Source organism: Reyranella sp. (assembly GCF_965249915.1).
Lineage (GTDB): Bacteria > Pseudomonadota > Alphaproteobacteria > Reyranellales > Reyranellaceae > Reyranella.
In genome coordinates this window covers 5,819,300-5,834,808 of sequence record NZ_OZ252257.1, presented here as the reverse complement: position 1 = coordinate 5,834,808, position 15,509 = coordinate 5,819,300, and the positions used below count along the sequence as shown (strand labels likewise).

Annotated in this window: 11 protein-coding genes; 3 read left to right on the top strand and 8 right to left on the bottom strand. The window is 68.4% G+C overall.

Features of this window, described 5'->3' with window-relative positions:
- Positions 1–113: 113 nt before the first annotated feature.
- The 3 genes from ACP15H_RS28670 to ACP15H_RS28660 all read left to right on the top strand — a co-directional run bounded on the left by ACP15H_RS28670 (position 114) and on the right by ACP15H_RS28660 (position 4,924).
- The gene (locus tag ACP15H_RS28670; protein WP_425069522.1) at positions 114–1,079 is read left to right on the top strand and encodes a Bug family tripartite tricarboxylate transporter substrate binding protein; all 966 of its coding nucleotides are present in this window, start codon (positions 114–116) and stop codon (positions 1,077–1,079) included.
- A gap of 64 nt (positions 1,080–1,143) precedes the next feature.
- Entirely contained in the window at positions 1,144–2,781 is a 1,638-nt protein-coding gene (locus ACP15H_RS28665; protein WP_425069521.1) for a thiamine pyrophosphate-binding protein, read from the top strand.
- Positions 2,782–2,791: 10 nt separating this feature from the next.
- Positions 2,792–4,924 carry an acetate--CoA ligase family protein gene (locus ACP15H_RS28660; RefSeq protein ID WP_425069520.1) on the top strand — a complete coding sequence of 711 codons (2,133 nt, stop codon included), beginning with the start codon at positions 2,792–2,794 and terminating at the stop codon, positions 4,922–4,924.
- Between the two features lie 176 nt (positions 4,925–5,100).
- Here the strand turns inward: ACP15H_RS28660 and ACP15H_RS28655 are convergent, their stop codons facing one another.
- From ACP15H_RS28655 to ileS, 8 genes are read right to left on the bottom strand one after another with little or no spacing between them, the layout of a single operon-like run.
- Positions 5,101–5,574 (bottom strand): hypothetical protein, encoded by a 474-nt coding sequence (locus ACP15H_RS28655; RefSeq protein WP_425069519.1) that lies wholly within the window; start codon positions 5,572–5,574, stop codon positions 5,101–5,103.
- Positions 5,571–7,406, bottom strand: coding sequence for a DNA mismatch repair endonuclease MutL (gene mutL / locus ACP15H_RS28650; protein ID WP_425069518.1), 1,836 nt, complete (start codon positions 7,404–7,406; stop codon positions 5,571–5,573). Before mutL ends, ACP15H_RS28655 begins: the two co-directional genes overlap by 4 nt.
- A gap of 12 nt (positions 7,407–7,418) precedes the next feature.
- Positions 7,419–8,741: a glucose-6-phosphate isomerase gene (locus ACP15H_RS28645; protein WP_425069517.1), complete on the bottom strand. Its 1,323-nt coding sequence runs from the start codon at positions 8,739–8,741 to the stop codon at positions 7,419–7,421.
- 16 nt (positions 8,742–8,757) lie between these two features.
- Positions 8,758–10,083 carry a M16 family metallopeptidase gene (locus ACP15H_RS28640; protein ID WP_425069516.1) on the bottom strand — a complete coding sequence of 442 codons (1,326 nt, stop codon included), beginning with the start codon at positions 10,081–10,083 and terminating at the stop codon, positions 8,758–8,760.
- The gene (locus tag ACP15H_RS28635; RefSeq protein ID WP_425069515.1) at positions 10,080–11,414 is read right to left on the bottom strand and encodes a M16 family metallopeptidase; all 1,335 of its coding nucleotides are present in this window, start codon (positions 11,412–11,414) and stop codon (positions 10,080–10,082) included. The genes ACP15H_RS28640 and ACP15H_RS28635 overlap by 4 nt, the downstream gene beginning before the upstream one ends.
- 44 nt (positions 11,415–11,458) lie before the next feature.
- On the bottom strand, positions 11,459–12,043 hold the full coding sequence (locus tag ACP15H_RS28630) for a DUF3035 domain-containing protein (protein WP_425069514.1): 585 nt from the start codon (positions 12,041–12,043) through the stop codon (positions 11,459–11,461).
- A gap of 45 nt (positions 12,044–12,088) precedes the next feature.
- Positions 12,089–12,547 (bottom strand): signal peptidase II, encoded by a 459-nt coding sequence (lspA, locus tag ACP15H_RS28625; protein WP_425069513.1) that lies wholly within the window; start codon positions 12,545–12,547, stop codon positions 12,089–12,091.
- Between the two features lie 20 nt (positions 12,548–12,567).
- Positions 12,568–15,366, bottom strand: coding sequence for an isoleucine--tRNA ligase (gene ileS, locus ACP15H_RS28620; protein ID WP_425069980.1), 2,799 nt, complete (start codon positions 15,364–15,366; stop codon positions 12,568–12,570).
- Positions 15,367–15,509: the final 143 nt, after the last annotated feature.

Here is a 15,509-nt window from a genome sequence, read left to right as displayed (position 1 = left end):
TAAAATATATATGCGAAACTCGCATCAATTGCTCTTATCAGAACCTTATTGATATGAGAAAGGCCCACTCCTAGCGTTGCTTTCGAATTCGGGACGGTTCGGAGGCACGGCGAATGGGCAAGGTACTCGGCGCCATCGGCACCTTTCTCATGGTGCTCCTGACGGGACTCGGCGCCGGGGCGCAGCCCTATCCCGACAAACCGATCAAGCTCGTGATCCCGTTCGCGCCCGGCGGCAGCGTCGACATCGTCGGCCGCATTCTGGCCCAGGCGCTGGGCGAGGAGCTGAAACAGTCGATCGTCGTCGAGAATCGCGCCGGGGCTGGCGGCAACATCGGCTTCGAGGCCGTCGCCCACGCCAAGCCCGACGGCTACACGCTGCTGATGGCCAGTTCCAACCTGGCGGTGAATGTCAGCCTGTACCGCACCATCGGCTACGACCCGCTGAAGGACTTCGCGCCGGTCTCGCTGGTCGCGATCCAGCCCAACGTCCTGATGGTCCATCCCTCCCTGCCGGTGAAGACGGTTCCCGAACTGATCGCCTATGCCAAGGCCAATCCCGGCAAGCTGAACTTCGGCTCCTCCGGCATCGGCGCCTCCCAGCATCTGGCCGGTGAGTTGTTCAAGAGCCGAACCGGCGTCGACATGGTCCATGTTCCCTACAAGGGCGGCGGACCGGCCATGGCCGATCTGGTCGGCGGCCGCATCCAGCTGATGTTCGAGACCATCCCGAGCTCGATGTCCTATGTCCGGTCCGGCCAGCTTCGCGCCATTGCGGTGACGACCGAGGAGCGCTCCTCGCAATTGCCCGACGTGCCGACCGTGCAGGAAACCGTGACGGGCGTCGTCTCGCGAGGCTGGCTGGGTGTCGCCGCCCCCGCCGGCACGCCGCAGCCGATCGTCGACCGGCTGAATGGCGCGGTCCACAAGGTGATCGCCCTTCCGGACGTGACGAAGCGGCTGACCGACCTCGGGCTCCAGGTGAAGGTTTCCACGCCTGCGCAGTTCTCGAGCTTCATCGCCAGCGAGGTGAAGGACTTTCACACGCTGATCAGCGACGCGAAGATTCCCGTGGAATAGGACGCGCCGGACGTTTGCATCCGCAATAGACAGCAAGAAAAGCAGAGGTAACGCTGTGACTGTGATGGGCTATGAACTGCTGGCGCGCGCGCTTCAGCAGCAAGGTGTCGATACGTTCTTCTTCATCATGGGCGCGCCCATGTCGTCGGCCGAAAAGGCCGCGATCGATCTCGGCATCCGCGGGATCGACGTGCGCCACGAGCAGGCGGCGGCCATGATGGCCCATGCCTATGCCCGCCTGCGCAACCGCCCCGGCGTCTGCATGGCCTGCTCCGGCCCCGGCACGCTGAACTTCGGCACCGGCCTCGCCAACGCGCTGATGGATTGCGTGCCGGTGGTGGCGCTGGGCGGCGCGAGCCCGATCGGCGAATTCGGCCGCGGCGCCTTCCAGGAATTCGACCAGCTCGCCGCGATGAAGCCGCTGACCAAGTGGGCCGACCGCATCCTCGAGGCGCGACGCATCCCCGAGATGGTCAACCTCGCCTTCCGCCAGGCCCTCGCGGGCAAGCCGGGCCCGGTCTATCTCGATTGCCCCAGCGACGTGCTCTATGCCGAGATCGACGAGGCCACGGTGGTGTGGCCGACCGAGCCGGCGGCGGCGGCGCGCGCCCGTCCGGCCGGCGACCCGGCCGCGATCGAGAAGGCGCTCGATCTTCTCTCCAAGGCCGAACGGCCCGTCGTCATCTCGGGCAGTGGCGTGCTGTGGTCGGACGCGGCCGCGGCCCTGGCGCGCTGGGTCGAACAGGCCGGCATGCCGCTCTACACCACGCCGCAGGGTCGCGGCGTGGTGCCGGAGGACGGACCGCATACCTTCCCCAACGCGCGCTCGACCGCCCTGCGCGAGGCCGACGTGGTGCTCGTGGTCGGCACGCGGCTGAACTACGTGTTCGGTCACGGCCAGGCCCCGCGCTTCGCGAAAGATGCCCGTCTGATCCGCATCGACATCGATGCGGGCGAAATCGCCTCGACGCCGCAGGTCGAGATCGGGATCGTGGGCGACGCGCGCACCGTTCTGGAGCAGATGACCGCGGCGGCCGGCGGGCGCGTGACGCCTGAGCGCTACGGTGCCTGGCGGGAGCGGCTCGCAGGCATCGAGACTGACAAGGCGGCCAAGTTCGAGGCGCAGATCTCGACCGACCAGACGCCAATCCATCCGTTGCGCCTGTGCAAGGAGATCCGCGATTTCCTGCCGCGCGACGCGATCCTGTCCGTCGACGGTCAGGAGATCCTGAACTTCGGACGCCAGACGATTCCCACCCACGTCTTCGGGCATCGCCTGAACTCCGGCACCTTCGGCACGATGGGCGTGGGCCTGCCGTTCGGCCTCGGCGCCAAGGCCGCCAAACCCGACGCCTTCGTAATGGTGCTGCATGGCGACGGATCGTTCGGGCTGAACGGCATGGAACTCGACACCGCTGTCCGCCACAAGCTGCCGGTGCTGGTCGTCATCAGCCTCAATGGCGGCTGGACGGCCGATCCCAAGCGCATGAAACCCGGCCGCGACCTCGGCTACACGCGCTTCCACGAGCTGGCGGAATCGCTGGGCTGCGTCGCCGAATATGTCGAAAGGCCCGAGGATATCCGCCCCGCTCTCGAGCGGGCGGCGGCCGCGGTCAAGGCCGGACGGACGGCGCTCGTCAACGTGCGCACCGATGCCGATGCCCAGGCGCAGACCGTGCGCTTCACCAAGACCATGACCTGAGCCAGAGACCATGACCTCCTCGATGGACTTCCTCAAGCCGCGCTCGGTCGCGGTCATCGGCGCCTCGCGCGATCCCGTGAAGCGCGGACACCGCGCGATCAAGACCCTGCTGGGCGACGGCTACAAGGGCCGCATCCTGCCGATCAATCCCAAGGAAAGCGAAATCCTGGGCCTCGCCTGCTATCCCGACCTCGCCTCGGCGCCGGGTGAGATCGACCTCGCGCTGGTCTGCACGCCAGCCGCCGCCCTGCCCGACGTGATCCGCCTGTGCGGCCAGCGCGGCGTGCGCGCGGCCCTCGTGCTGGCCGGTGGCTTTAGCGAAGCCGGGCCGGACGGTGCGGCACTCGAAGCCCGCAGCATGGAAGCCGCCCGCGAAGGTTCGGTGCGCGTGATCGGTCCGAACACCGCCGGCATCTTCGACGCCTATACCGGCTGCAACCTGGTCGGCTGGCCCGGCGTCTATGCCGGCAAGCTGGGCGCGCTCTGCCAGTCGGGCAATGTCGCCATCGCCTTGCTGGCGCAGAGCCACAAGAACGGTCATGCCGGCTTCACCACCTTCGTGGGCGTCGGTAACGAAGGCGACATCCGCTTCCACGAATATCTCCGCTTCTATGGCGACGATCCCAACACCGGCGCGGTCATCGTCTATGTCGAGGGCTTCAAGGACGGCCCGGCCTTCCTCGAGGCGCTGCGCGACGTCTCCGCGCGCAAGCCGGTCGTCCTCTACAAGGCCGGCCGCACCGACAAGGGCGAGGGCGCGGCCCGCTCGCATTCCGGGTCGCTGGCCGGCAACTATGCCGTCGCGCGCGCCGCGCTGCGCCAGGCCGGCGCCATCCTGGTCGAGCGCTCCGACGAGATGTTCGCGGTCGCCGACATGGTCTCGCGCACCGCCGGCCGTCCGACCCGCCGTGTGGCCATCCTGTCGGAAGGCGGCGGCCCGATCTCGCAGGCGGTCGATGCGCTGGCCGAGCGCGGCCTCGACCTGCCGGTCCTGTCCGGCGAGACCGAGGCGCGCCTCAAGAAGATCACGCCCAACGCCACGCAGTTGAACAACCCGGTCGATGCCGGCGGCGGCACCGATCCGCATCCGCGCTACATGCCGGCTTGCGGCGAGGCGATTCTGGCCGACCCCGCCGTCGATGCGCTGCTGATCGTGGGCTATTTCGGCGGCTATCAGGTGCGCTACGGCACACCGCTTGCCGAGGCCGAGAACGAGGCTGCCCTAAAGCTCGCGGCCTTCGCCAAGCAGGCCGGCAAGCCGGTGATCGTGCAGTGCCACTATGCCGAGTTCCCGACCGAGGCGATCGACATCCTGCGCGCTGCCGACATCACGGTCGTGCGCTCGATCGAGATCGCCGCAGCGTGCCTGGCCGGCGCCGAGGAATTCCATCGCATCGCCACCGCCGCGCGCGAGACCAAGCCGAACACGGCCGCGCCGCACCCCAGCCAAGCGTCGGCCCGGCTGGTCGCCGCCGCCCGCGCCGAGGGCCGCCAGAGCCTGCTCGAACCGGAAGCCCTCGAACTGCTGGCATCCGAGGGAATCGCAGTGCCGCCCTTCGCCCTGCTGCGCACACCTGACGACGTGAAGACCTTGCCGGCCGCGCTCGCCGCGGCGCCGGTGGCGCTGAAGATCGTCTCGAAGGACATCCTGCACAAATCCGACGTCGGCGGCGTGAAGCTCGGCATCGCGGGCACGGCGGAGATCGAGGCCCAGAGCGCGGCGCTCCGCGCCCATATCGGCAAGACCGTGCCGTCCGCCGACATTGCCGGCGTGCTGGTCGCGCCGATGGCCGCCAAGGGCGTCGAAGTGATCATCGGCGTGACCAGCGACCCGCAATTCGGACGGGTGTTGATGTTCGGCTTGGGCGGCGTGTTCGTCGAGGTGCTGAAGGACGTGGTCTTCCGCACCCTGCCGATCGATCGGCGCGAGGCCGGCCTGATGCTGGACGAGATCCGCGGCAAGGCCCTGCTCGACGGCGTCCGCGGCAGCGCCCCCGTCGATCGCGAGAAGCTCGTCTCCCTGCTCCTCGATGTGTCGCGCCTCGCACTGGCGCATCCGGAGATCAGCGAAATCGACCTCAACCCCGTGATCGTGAACGCCGACGGCTACACCATCGTCGACGCGCGTATGCTGCTGGGCTGAACAAGACTGCGTCTTGTCGCCTCAGATTCACCAAGACTACCTCACCCTGAGGGGCCGCATCGCGGCCGTCTCGAAGGGTGGGCAGCAGGCTCGGTGCCTGTAGCCCATGCTTCGAGACGCGCTCCTGCGGAGCGCTCCTCAGCATGAGGTTGGGGTGATTCAATCCTGCTCAGCCTCTAGCGCGAGAGGCGGGCGGTGCGGCGGCAGCCGCCGTTCTCGGTCACGATCAGGCCGGAGGCGTCGCCCCGGGCGGTGAGCTGGATGCGGCGGTGTTCGGGGCCCTTCACCGAGGCGAGACTCAGGAGATTGAACGGCGCGCCCACCTTGGCGACGCCGTGGATCTGCCACAGGCCAGGGCCCGGCGGCGGCGGTGCCGACTTGTTGGGATTGGGCACCGGCCCACGCGCCGTGGTGTCGTAGGCCGAGCCGTCGACGAAGCCCGATTCGATGGTGAGCAGGTAATCGAGCGGCGCATTGCAGGAGCCGCCATCGCTGGTGCCGCGCCACGTGCCGTCGAGCGGCGAAGCCGGCGCGGGAGTGGGCACCGTGCCGGGCGGCGGCGCGCTGGGCGGCGCCGGCGCGCGGGTCTGGGCCGAGGCGCCCGAAGCGGCGGCACAGGCGATCAGGAGCAACGCGAGAAACTTCTTCATCGTCTTCCGAACAGCCGCTCGATGTCGGCCAGTTTGAGTTCGACATAGGTCGGGCGGCCATGATTGCACTGGCCGGAGTGCGGTGTCGCCTCCATCTGGCGCAGCAGCGCGTTCATTTCCTCGACGGTCAGCCGCCGGCCGGCCCGCACCGAGGTATGGCAGGCCAGCGTGCCGCAGACTTCCTCGACCTTCTCCTTGAGCGACAGATGATCGCCCATCTCGGACAGCTCGTCGGCCAGGTCGCGCACCAGTCCCTGGATGTCTAGTTCGCCCAGCACGGCGGGCGTCTCGCGCACCACCACGGCGCCGAGACCAAACGGCTCCAGCACCAGGCCCATGTCGGCCAGCTCGGCGGCGCGCTGCGTGAGGCGCCGTGCACCATCCTCGCCGATCTCCACCACCTCCGGCAGCAGCAGCGCCTGTCGCTTCACGCCCTCGGCCTCGAGCTGGGTCTTCAGCCGCTCGTGGACCAGCCGCTCATGCGCGGCATGCTGATCGACGATCACCACGCCCTGGTCAGTCTGGGCCACGATGTAGGTCTCGTGCAGCTGGGCCCGCGCCACGCCCAGCGGATAGTTGCCGGGCGCGATGTTTGCCGGCTGCTCCTCGACCCGCGCCGACAATCCATCGAGCGGTGCCATGAACTGCATCGCGGCTTCCGCGAGGCCGCGCGGCACCGACGAATAGCCGCCGCCATTGCCATATCCGTAGCCCCCACCGCTTCCTCCGCCCATCGGCAGCGGCGTCGAGAAGCCGGTGTGCGGGCGGAAGGCGCCGAGTGCGGCGTCGGACACGGTCGTACTGGCGCGATGGCCGGCCGCCGAGAGCGCGGTGCGCAGCGCGCCGACGATCATGCCGCGCACGATGCCGGCGTCGCGGAAGCGGACCTCGGTCTTGGCCGGGTGCACGTTGACGTCGACCATCTCGGTCGGCGCTTCGAGGAACAGCGCCACCATGGGATGGCGGTCGCGCGCCAGGAAATCCTGGTAGGCGCCGCGCACCGCGCCGGCCAGGAGCTTGTCGCGCACCGGGCGGCCGTTGACGAAGAGATACTGGTGCTGGCTGGTCGGCCGGTTCAGCGTCGGCAGGCCCGCGAATCCGGTGAGCCGGAAGCCCTCGCGATTGGCGTCGATCGCCACGGCATTTTCCGCGAACTCGCGGCCCATGATGGCGGCCAGCCGCTCCAGCCGCGCGGCATCGCCCGACAGCAGAGAACCGTTGGCGGCGGCGAGGTCGATCAGCGCCCGCTCCTCGCTCTCCAGCCGGAAGGCGACCTCGGGATGGGCCATGGCGAGCCGGCGCATCGCATCGGCGACGTGGCTCGACTCGGTGCGCGGCTCCTTCAGGAACTTGAGCCGCGCCGGCGTCGCGAAGAACAGCTCGCGGACTTCCACGCGTGTGCCCTGCGGATGCGCGGCGGGCCGCGGCTCACCCTTGGCGCCGCCGTCGATCTCCAGGCTCCAGGCGGTGTCGGCGCCGGCCGGGCGCGAGGTGATGGTGAAGCGGCTGACCGAGGCGATCGAGGGCAGCGCCTCGCCGCGGAAGCCGAGCGTACGGATGTCGGTCAGGTCGTCGTCCGGCAACTTCGAGGTGCAGTGGCGCTCGACCGCGAGCCGCAACTCGTCGGCCGACATGCCGACGCCGTCGTCGACCACCGAGAGAAAGGTGCGGCCGCCCTCCTTCAGGGTGACCGCGATGCGCCGCGCGCCGGCATCGAGCGCGTTCTCGACCAGCTCCTTCACGGCGCTGGCCGGACGCTCGACGACCTCGCCGGCGGCGATGCGGTTGACGAGCGTCGAGGGCAGGCGACGCAGGGTACGGATGGCGCTCATGGCGCCGTCATTTTAGGGCCGATGGCCTGTGGAAGATACGCGGGCGGCGAGATACTGGCGGGTCAGGATCTTGCCCTCCTCGACCGCCGGCTGGTCGAAAGCGTCGACCCCCAGAAGCTGCGCGGCGAACATCGTCTCCAGCATGTAGTGCATCATCAGCGCGCCCATCACCCTTTCGTCGAGTGTGGTGATGCGCATGATGCGCGTCGGCCGGCCATTCTTCGCCAGCGTCGCCGCCGTGGCATCGGCCTCGGCCAGCAGCAGGTCGCCCAGCGACCGGTTCTCGAGATAGGCCAGCGACTTGTCGCCGCCCAGCGCCGACGACGAGATCGGCTTGCCCTTGCCAGCGGTGTCGAGGATCAGCACGGTGAACATCTTGTCCGCCGGGCCGCCGAGATAGAGCTGCAGCTGGCTGTGCTGGTCGACGGTGCCCATGGCACGGACCGGCGTCGTGCCATGGCCGCCCTTGCCCAGGCTCTCGGCCCAGAGCTGGCGATACCAGAAGCCGAAGTATCCGAGCCGGTCGCAATAGGGCATCAGCACCGTGGTGCCGATGCCGCGTTCCCGGGCGAGCCCGACCGAAAGCGCCGCACCGACGGCCGGCGGCAGATCGCCGGCGTCGCTGGCCTCGAGCACCGGATCGAGCACGCTGGCCGCCCCCTCGCGCACCGCGCCGACATCGAGACCGGCAATCATCGCCGGCAACAGGCCGACCAGCGACAGGACGGAGAAGCGGCCGCCGACCTTGGGATCATGATCGAGGATCGGGCAGCCGATGCGGCCGGCCAGGCGGCTGAGTGCATTGTCGCTTGGCTCGGTGATGGCGATGACATGCTCGGCGAGCCTGTTCTTGCCCACCTTGGCCTCGAACTCGGGCAGCAGGGTCAGGAACTGGGTCAGCGTCTCGGCCGTGGTGCCGGACTTGGAAATCACGATGAGCCCGGTACGGGCGAGCGGCAGCCGGGCCGCGAGTTCGGTGAAGGTCGAGGGATCGACATTGTCCATGAACCACAGTTTCGGCCGCCCGTTCTGGGGCCCGAATCCCTGGTCCTTGAGGGCCACCAAGGTCTGGCCGCCAAGGCTCGACCCGCCGGTGCCCAGCACGATCACATGCTCGAACTTCGCGAAGCGCTCGGCATGCGGCTTCAGCAAGGCCAGATCGTCGCGCGTGCCGGGCAGGCTGAGCAGCGGCAGCGTGCCGTCGGCCTTCCACTGCCGGAACTTGTCCAGCGCCTTGGTGGCATTCGCGAGTTCGCGGTCGAGCGCGGCGCGATGCAATCCCTGCTTGCCGACCTTGTTTTCGAGCGCGTCGTCGATCACGTGGCTGTAGAACATGGGGAAGCGGATCTCCTCAGGGTTCGGGCGTGACGCCGACCGGCTTGCCGACCACCACGGTGGTCAACGCCTCATCGCGCAGGAGGTGCCGCGCGACCTTGCGAACGTCGTCGCGCGTGACCGCGGCGATCAGCGCCGCGCGCCGCGTCAGATGATCGGGCGACAGGCCGTCGATCTGCATGGAATGCAGCAGCCCCGCGATCGCGGCCGACGAATCGAGCGACAGGGCGAGCGCGCCCGTCAGATAGGTCTTGGCATCGGTCATCTCGGCCTCGGTGACGCCGTCGTTGCGCATCCGTGCCATCTCGGCGCGGATCACCGCGAGCGCCTCGGCGACACGCTCGTTGGCGCTGCCCGTCGACATCACCAGGAGCGAGGCGCGCTTGTAGGTGCGCAGTCCGCTCGACACGCTGTAGGCCAGGCCGCGCTTCTCGCGCACCTCGTTGAACAGTCGCGACTGTTGGCCGCCGCCCCCCAGCACGTGGTTCATCACCAGCGCGGCGTACCAGTCGGGATCGTCGCGCGCGATGCCGGGCAGCGCCAGAAGCGCCGAGCTCTGCGGCACAGGCCGTTCGACGACGACGACACGCGGGTTGGTCGGCGGCACCCATTGCGGCGGCAACGCCGGCGGCGTGCCCGTGGGCAGCAGGCCGAACGACCGGTCGAGCTGGCGCGCCAGTTCGGCCTCGCCGATGTCGCCGACCGCCGAGACGATCAGGCCGTTGCGCAACAGCAGTTCCGCTGCCCGCTTCTTCAGGAGTTCCGGCGTGGCGGCCGCCAGTCCCTCCGGCGTGCCGTCGGGATCGGCGGCGTAGGCATGGCCGGCGAACAGCGTCTCCATCAGCGTCCGCCCCGCCACCGAGCCCGGTCGCTGGGCGGCCTGGTTGATGCTCGCGATGGTCTGGGCGCGGCGCTGGGCCAGCATGTCGAGGTCGAAGCGCGGCTGGGTGAGCGCCAGCCGCAACAGTTCGAAGCCCTCGTCGCGATTGGCCGACAGGACACGCAGCGAGCCGGTCAAGCGGTCGAGCGAGGCGCTGAACCCGAGCGATGCGGCGGCATCCTCCTGGCGCTGGCGGAAGGCCTGCGCCTCCATCGAACCGGCGCCGTCGGTCAGCAGGCCCGCCATGAGATCGGTGATGCCGGCCTGCCCGGCCGGATCGGTGGCGGTGCCGCCCGAGAACGAAAAGGAGAGCGCCACGACGGGCGTGCTCTTGTCCTCGACCAGCCAGGCCTTGATGCCCAGCGGTGTCGTGATTTCCCGAATCTCGATCGCGCCCGCTACGGCAGGCAGGAGGATCAACAGGCCGGAGACCGCGGCCGCAAGGACGCGCAATCGCTTCATCCGCCGCTCCGGGCAGCCGGCGTGAGCAGCGCCGTGACGGCGCCGTCGTCACGCCAGACATGCCGGGCAGCCGCCACCACCTCGTCCGGCGTGACGGCCGATATATGTTGCGGCCAGGCATCGACGTCGGCGACCGTGCCGCCTGTGCTGAGCGCCGAAGCGTAGATGCGCGGACCGCTCGCCAGCGAGTCCTGCGAATAGATCGCGGCGGCCAGCAGCTGGTTCTGCGCGCGCACGACTTCCTCGGGGGTGACGCCGCCGTCGAGCAGCTTCTTCATCTCGGCGGTCACCGCCTGCTCGACGTCTTCCATGCTGCGCGACTTCGCGGGATGCACACCGATGTCGAACGAGGTGAGGCCGAGGCTCGAGGGGCCGTAGGATGCCCAGGCCGACAGGCCGATCCTGCGTTCCTCAACCAGGACGCGCGACAGGCGGCTGGTCTCGCTGCCGCCGAACAGGCGGGCCAGCACCTGGAGCGCATAGGCGAATTTCGTCTCGCCGACGCGGTAGGACGGCGCCAGCCACAGGCGCGACCAGCGCGGCTCGGCGACGCGCGCATCGGCGCGGACCACCTTCTGCGGCAGGTCGGTGCCGCCCTGCGAGGGCCGCAGACGCGGTCCGATCTCGCGGCGGGCGATCGGCCCGTAATATCTCTCGGCGAGTTCACGCACCCGTTCGGTCGTGATGTCGCCGGCCACGATCAGGATCGCGTTGTTGGGCGCATAGTGGCGGCGATAGAAGCTCGCGAGATCGTCGACGCTGAGGTTCCGGATGTCGTCGGGATAGCCGATCACCGGCATGGCATAGGGCTTGTGAAGGCCGAAGAGCTGCTCGCGCACCGCCTCGTCGAGCAGCGATGCCGGCACGTTGTCGGTGCGCATGCGGCGTTCCTCGAGGATGACCTGCCGCTCGGGCACGATCTCGCGCTCGGTGAGATGCACGTTGGTCATGCGGTCGGCTTCCATGCGCATCACCAGCTCGAGCTGCTCGGCCGCGATGGTCTGGTGGTAGCCCGTGGAGTCGAAGGTCGTGTAGGCGTTGTCGCGCCCGCCGTTGCGCGAGACGATGCGCGAGAATTCGCCGCCCGGCACCTGGTCGGTGCCCTTGAACATCATGTGTTCGAGGAAATGCGCGGCGCCGGTACGACCGAACGTTTCGTCGGCGCTGCCGACCTTGTAGACGACGACCTGGGTCACGATCGGCGCGCGCCGCGACGGCAGCACGATGACCTCGAGGCCGTTGGCCAGGGTGAAGGTCTCGGCGTTGCGCTTTTCGACGGCAAACAGCTTCGCGAGCGCCGGACCGGACGGCGCGACGGCCGCGCCCGCCAAGAGGCCGCCGAGCAGAGCGCGGCGGCCGGGGAGCGGAACGGAACTCAGAAGATGCCTTCGAGCAGGCCGCGCTTGCGACGGGTGATCGTAGGCGTCGGGCCGGCGGCCGGCTGGCCGGCAGCCTGGGCATCCTGGATGCGCTGCTGCTCCTTGGCCGGATCGACCAGCACGCCCGGCGGCGGCGAGCTCTGCCAGAAGATCAGGCCATCGATGAACGACTTGTCGCTCTCGGCCAGGGTCTTGGTGTCGGTGTTGACCTGGCCCCTGATGTTGGGATCGATGCCGCCCTTGCCGGCGCGGGCGACGAGGGATTGCTCGGCGCTGCTGCCCGAGCGCGGCGCATCCGGTCCGGCATTGACGCGGGCCTGCGTGCGACCGGCGAGCGCCGGCGACAGCGCTTCCTTGGCCTGGTCGGCTGGCGTGACTTCCTGCGGACGGGGCTCGCCCGGCCGCGGCGGCCGCAGCTCGGCATTGGGGGGCATCGTCAGCGGCGAATGCGAGACGATCTTGAACTCGTCAGGCGACACTTTCTTGCTGCCGCCGAAATTCTCGAAGGCGCTGCAGCCGCCCAACGCGAGGGTGCCGCAGGCCAGAAGGGCCAATGGAATCGGGAGAAGAGTCGGTTTCATCGTCCGTCCTTGGTAGTAGGCTTTTGTCCGCCGATCATGGCCGCTTCAGGGCGACGGTTTCTTTTCGCCCAGCAGCGAGTCGATGAGCATGAGCCCCACACCGACGACGATCGCCGCATCAGCGACATTGAATGCCGGCCAGTGCCAGTGTCCAATGTGGAAATCGGCGAAATCGAACACTGCGCCCCAGCGCGCACGGTCGATAACATTGCCGATGGCTCCCCCCATGACAAGGCCGATGCCCCATCCGGTGAGGGGGCGGTCGGTTCGTCGCAGCCACAGGAACAGTCCGACGCAGACGGCGATCGCCACGCCCGAGAGCACCCAGGGCGGCAGAGCCTGATCGCCGCCCAGGAGGCCGAAGCTGACGCCGCGGTTCCAGACGATGACCAAGCGGAAGAATCCGTCGATCACCGTCACGATGGCGCCGGCCTTGACCAGGAAGGACAGCAGGAGTTGCTTGGAAACCTGATCGGCCACCAGGGTGACGACGAGCAGGGCCATCGCCTGGCGGTCGATCGGTCTCATGCAGACACCGCCTCCTCGCAGCGCAGGCAAAGCAGCGGATGGGCCGGCGACTTGCCGACCTCCTCCAGCACCTGCCAGCAGCGCGCGCACTTGGTGCCTTCGGCAAGCGTCGGCACCACCGCGACACCGGGAACGTCGGGCAGCGTGAAGGCACCGACCGGCGCTTCGCCCGAAACCAGACTGCCGCCCGAGGTGATGCAGTAATCGCGCAGATCGAGCCCCTCGAACGCCTTCAGGTATTCCGGGGTGGCATAGACGACCGGTGCGGCCTGGAGGCTCGACCCGATGCGCTTCTCGGCGCGCTCGAGTTCGAGGGCGCCGGTCACGACGCGGCGCAACGCCCGCACGGTCTTCCACTTCTCGCCCAGCGCGGCATCGAGCCAGGCCGAAGGGATGATGGGATAGAGACGCAGGTGAACGCTCTCGGCCTTGCCGTCCGGCATGTCGCCCGGCCGCGCGAGCCAGGCCTCCTCGGCCGTGAAGCAGGTGATGGGCGCCAGCCAGGCCGTCAGGAACGAGAAGAGCTCGGCCATCACGGTGCGCGCCGCGCGGCGGCGCGGCGTGTCGGCGGCATCGCAGTAGATCGAATCCTTGCGGATGTCGAAGTAGAAGGCCGACAGATCGACGGCGCAGAAATTGTGCAGCTCCGTCGCGATCGTATGGAAGTCGTAATCGTCGACCGCGCGGCGCATCACCCCGTCCAGCTCGGCCAGGCGATGCAGCACCCAGCGCTCCAGCTCGGGCATCTCGGAGAACGCCATCGTCTCGTCGGACGAGTAGCCTTCGAGACTGCCCAGCAGATAGCGCAGCGTGTTGCGCAGGCGGCGATAGGCTTCGGCCTGGTGCTTCAGGATCTCCGGCCCGATGCGCTGGTCCTCGGTATAGTCGGTGCCGACCACCCACAGACGCAGGATGTCGGCGCCGTACTGGTCGCAGACCGTCTGGGGCGCCGTGATGTTGCCCAGCGACTTCGACATCTTGCGGCCCTGCTCGTCGAGCGTGAAGCCGTGCGTCAGCACGCCGTCATAGGGCGCGCGACCGCGCGTGCCGCAGCTCTCCAGCAGCGAGGAATGGAACCAGCCGCGATGCTGGTCGGAGCCTTCGAGATAGAGATCGGCCGGCCATTTCAGCCGGTCGTTGCCTTCGAGCGTGAAGGCGTGCGTGCAGCCGGAGTCGAACCAGACGTCGAGAATGTCGGTCACCTGCTCGAACTCGGCGGCGTCGTACTTGTCGCCGAGGAAGCGCTCGGGCGGACTCTCGAACCAGGCATCCGCGCCCTCGGCGCGGAAGGCCTCGACGATGCGGGCCATCACCTGCGCGTCGCGCAACGGCTCGCCGGTCTTCTTGTCCACGAACACCGCGATCGGCACGCCCCAGGCGCGCTGGCGCGAGACGTTCCAGTCGGGACGGGTCTCGATCATCGAGCGCAGGCGGTTGTAGCCGGCGCGCGGGACGAATCGCGTCACGTCGATCGCCGCCAGCGCCTTCTCGCGCAGGGTGCCGCCGATCTCGGGGATCGGCCTGTCCATGGCGATGAACCATTGCGGCGCGTTGCGGAAGATGACCGGCGCCTTGGAGCGCCAGGAATGCGGATAGGAATGCGTGATGCGCCCCGAGGCCAGCAGCTTGCCCGCCTCGTCGAGCAGCGCGATGGCGGTGCGGTTGGCATCGCCCTTCTTGCCGTCCTGCGTGTAGACGCGCTTGCCGGCGAACAGCGGGACATGCGGATAGTAGGTGCCGTCCTCGGCGACCGTGTCCGGCACCTCGACGCCGTTGGCGACGCCCAGCTCGTAGTCGTCGGCACCATGACCCGGCGCGATATGCACGAAGCCGGTACCGGCATCGGCGGTCACGAACCCGCCCGGCAGCAGGCGCACGTCGAACTCGTAGCCCTGGCCGCGGAACGGATGGGCGGCGAGCAATCCTTCCAAATCCTCGGCCGAAACCTCGGCCACGACCGTCGGCGTGAACTTCGCTTCCGCGGCGACCGCATCGACCAGATCACGCGCCAGCACCAGCCGCTCGCCGACGCGGGCCTTGCTGCCCTCGGCGACGGCAGCCACCTCGACCAGCGCGTAGGCGATGTCCTCGCCGTAGGCCAGCGCCCGGTTGCCCGGCATGGTCCAGGGCGTGGTCGTCCAGATCACGATCGAGGCGCCGTCGAGCTTGCCGCCTTTCGACTGCACGACCGGGAAGCGCACATGGATCGTGTCCGACGTATGGTCGTGATACTCGATCTCGGCCTCGGCCAGCGCGGTCTTCTCGACCACCGACCAGAGCACCGCCTTCGAACCCTTGTAGAGGCCGCCGTTCAGCAGGAACTTGCCGAGCTCCTGGACGATGACCGCCTCGGACTCGTACTTCATCGTCGAGTAGTAGTTGTCCCAGTCGCCGTCGATGCCGAGGCGCTTGAACTCGTCGCGCTGCACGGTGATCCAGTGATCGGCGAAGGCCCGGCATTCGCGCCGGAACTCGACGATCGGCACCTGGTCCTTGTCCTGCTTCTTGGCGCGATACTGCTCCTCGATCTTCCATTCGATCGGCAGACCGTGGCAGTCCCAGCCCGGCACGTAGTGGCTGTCCTTGCCCATCATCTGCTGGGTGCGGCTGACGAGATCCTTCAAGATCTTGTTGAGCGCATGGCCGATATGGAGGTGACCGTTGGCGTAGGGAGGTCCGTCGTGCAGCACGAACTTCGGACGGCCCCGGCTCTCGCTGCGGATCCGTTCCCAGAGATTCATCTCGGCCCAACGCTTCAGGAGCTCAGGCTCCTTCTTGGGCAGGCCGCCCCGCATGGGGAAGTCGGTCTTGGGGAGGAAAACGCTGGATTTATAGTCAGTTGTCACAAGAAACTCATCTCAGGAGGGAGCAAATTCCAACCACCCGTCAGGCGGCCATTGGCAGGCAAGACGACCCGGCCGCGGTCAGCGGACCGGGC

What these genes read in the sequence shown, in the direction of transcription:
- ACP15H_RS28630 (WP_425069514.1), bottom strand. Translation starts at nt 12,043, where the DNA reads ATGAAACCGACTCTTCTCCCGATTCCATTGGCCCTTCTGGCCTGCGGC.
- ACP15H_RS28670 (WP_425069522.1), top strand. Translation starts at nt 114, where the DNA reads ATGGGCAAGGTACTCGGCGCCATCGGCACCTTTCTCATGGTGCTCCTG.
- ACP15H_RS28640 (WP_425069516.1), bottom strand. Translation starts at nt 10,083, where the DNA reads ATGAAGCGATTGCGCGTCCTTGCGGCCGCGGTCTCCGGCCTGTTGATC.
- ACP15H_RS28655 (WP_425069519.1), bottom strand. Translation starts at nt 5,574, where the DNA reads ATGAAGAAGTTTCTCGCGTTGCTCCTGATCGCCTGTGCCGCCGCTTCG.
- ACP15H_RS28645 (WP_425069517.1), bottom strand. Translation starts at nt 8,741, where the DNA reads ATGTTCTACAGCCACGTGATCGACGACGCGCTCGAAAACAAGGTCGGC.
- ACP15H_RS28660 (WP_425069520.1), top strand. Translation starts at nt 2,792, where the DNA reads ATGACCTCCTCGATGGACTTCCTCAAGCCGCGCTCGGTCGCGGTCATC.
- mutL (WP_425069518.1), bottom strand. Translation starts at nt 7,406, where the DNA reads ATGAGCGCCATCCGTACCCTGCGTCGCCTGCCCTCGACGCTCGTCAAC.
- lspA (WP_425069513.1), bottom strand. Translation starts at nt 12,547, where the DNA reads ATGGCCCTGCTCGTCGTCACCCTGGTGGCCGATCAGGTTTCCAAGCAA.
- ACP15H_RS28665 (WP_425069521.1), top strand. Translation starts at nt 1,144, where the DNA reads ATGGGCTATGAACTGCTGGCGCGCGCGCTTCAGCAGCAAGGTGTCGAT.
- ileS (WP_425069980.1), bottom strand. Translation starts at nt 15,366, where the DNA reads ATGCGGGGCGGCCTGCCCAAGAAGGAGCCTGAGCTCCTGAAGCGTTGG.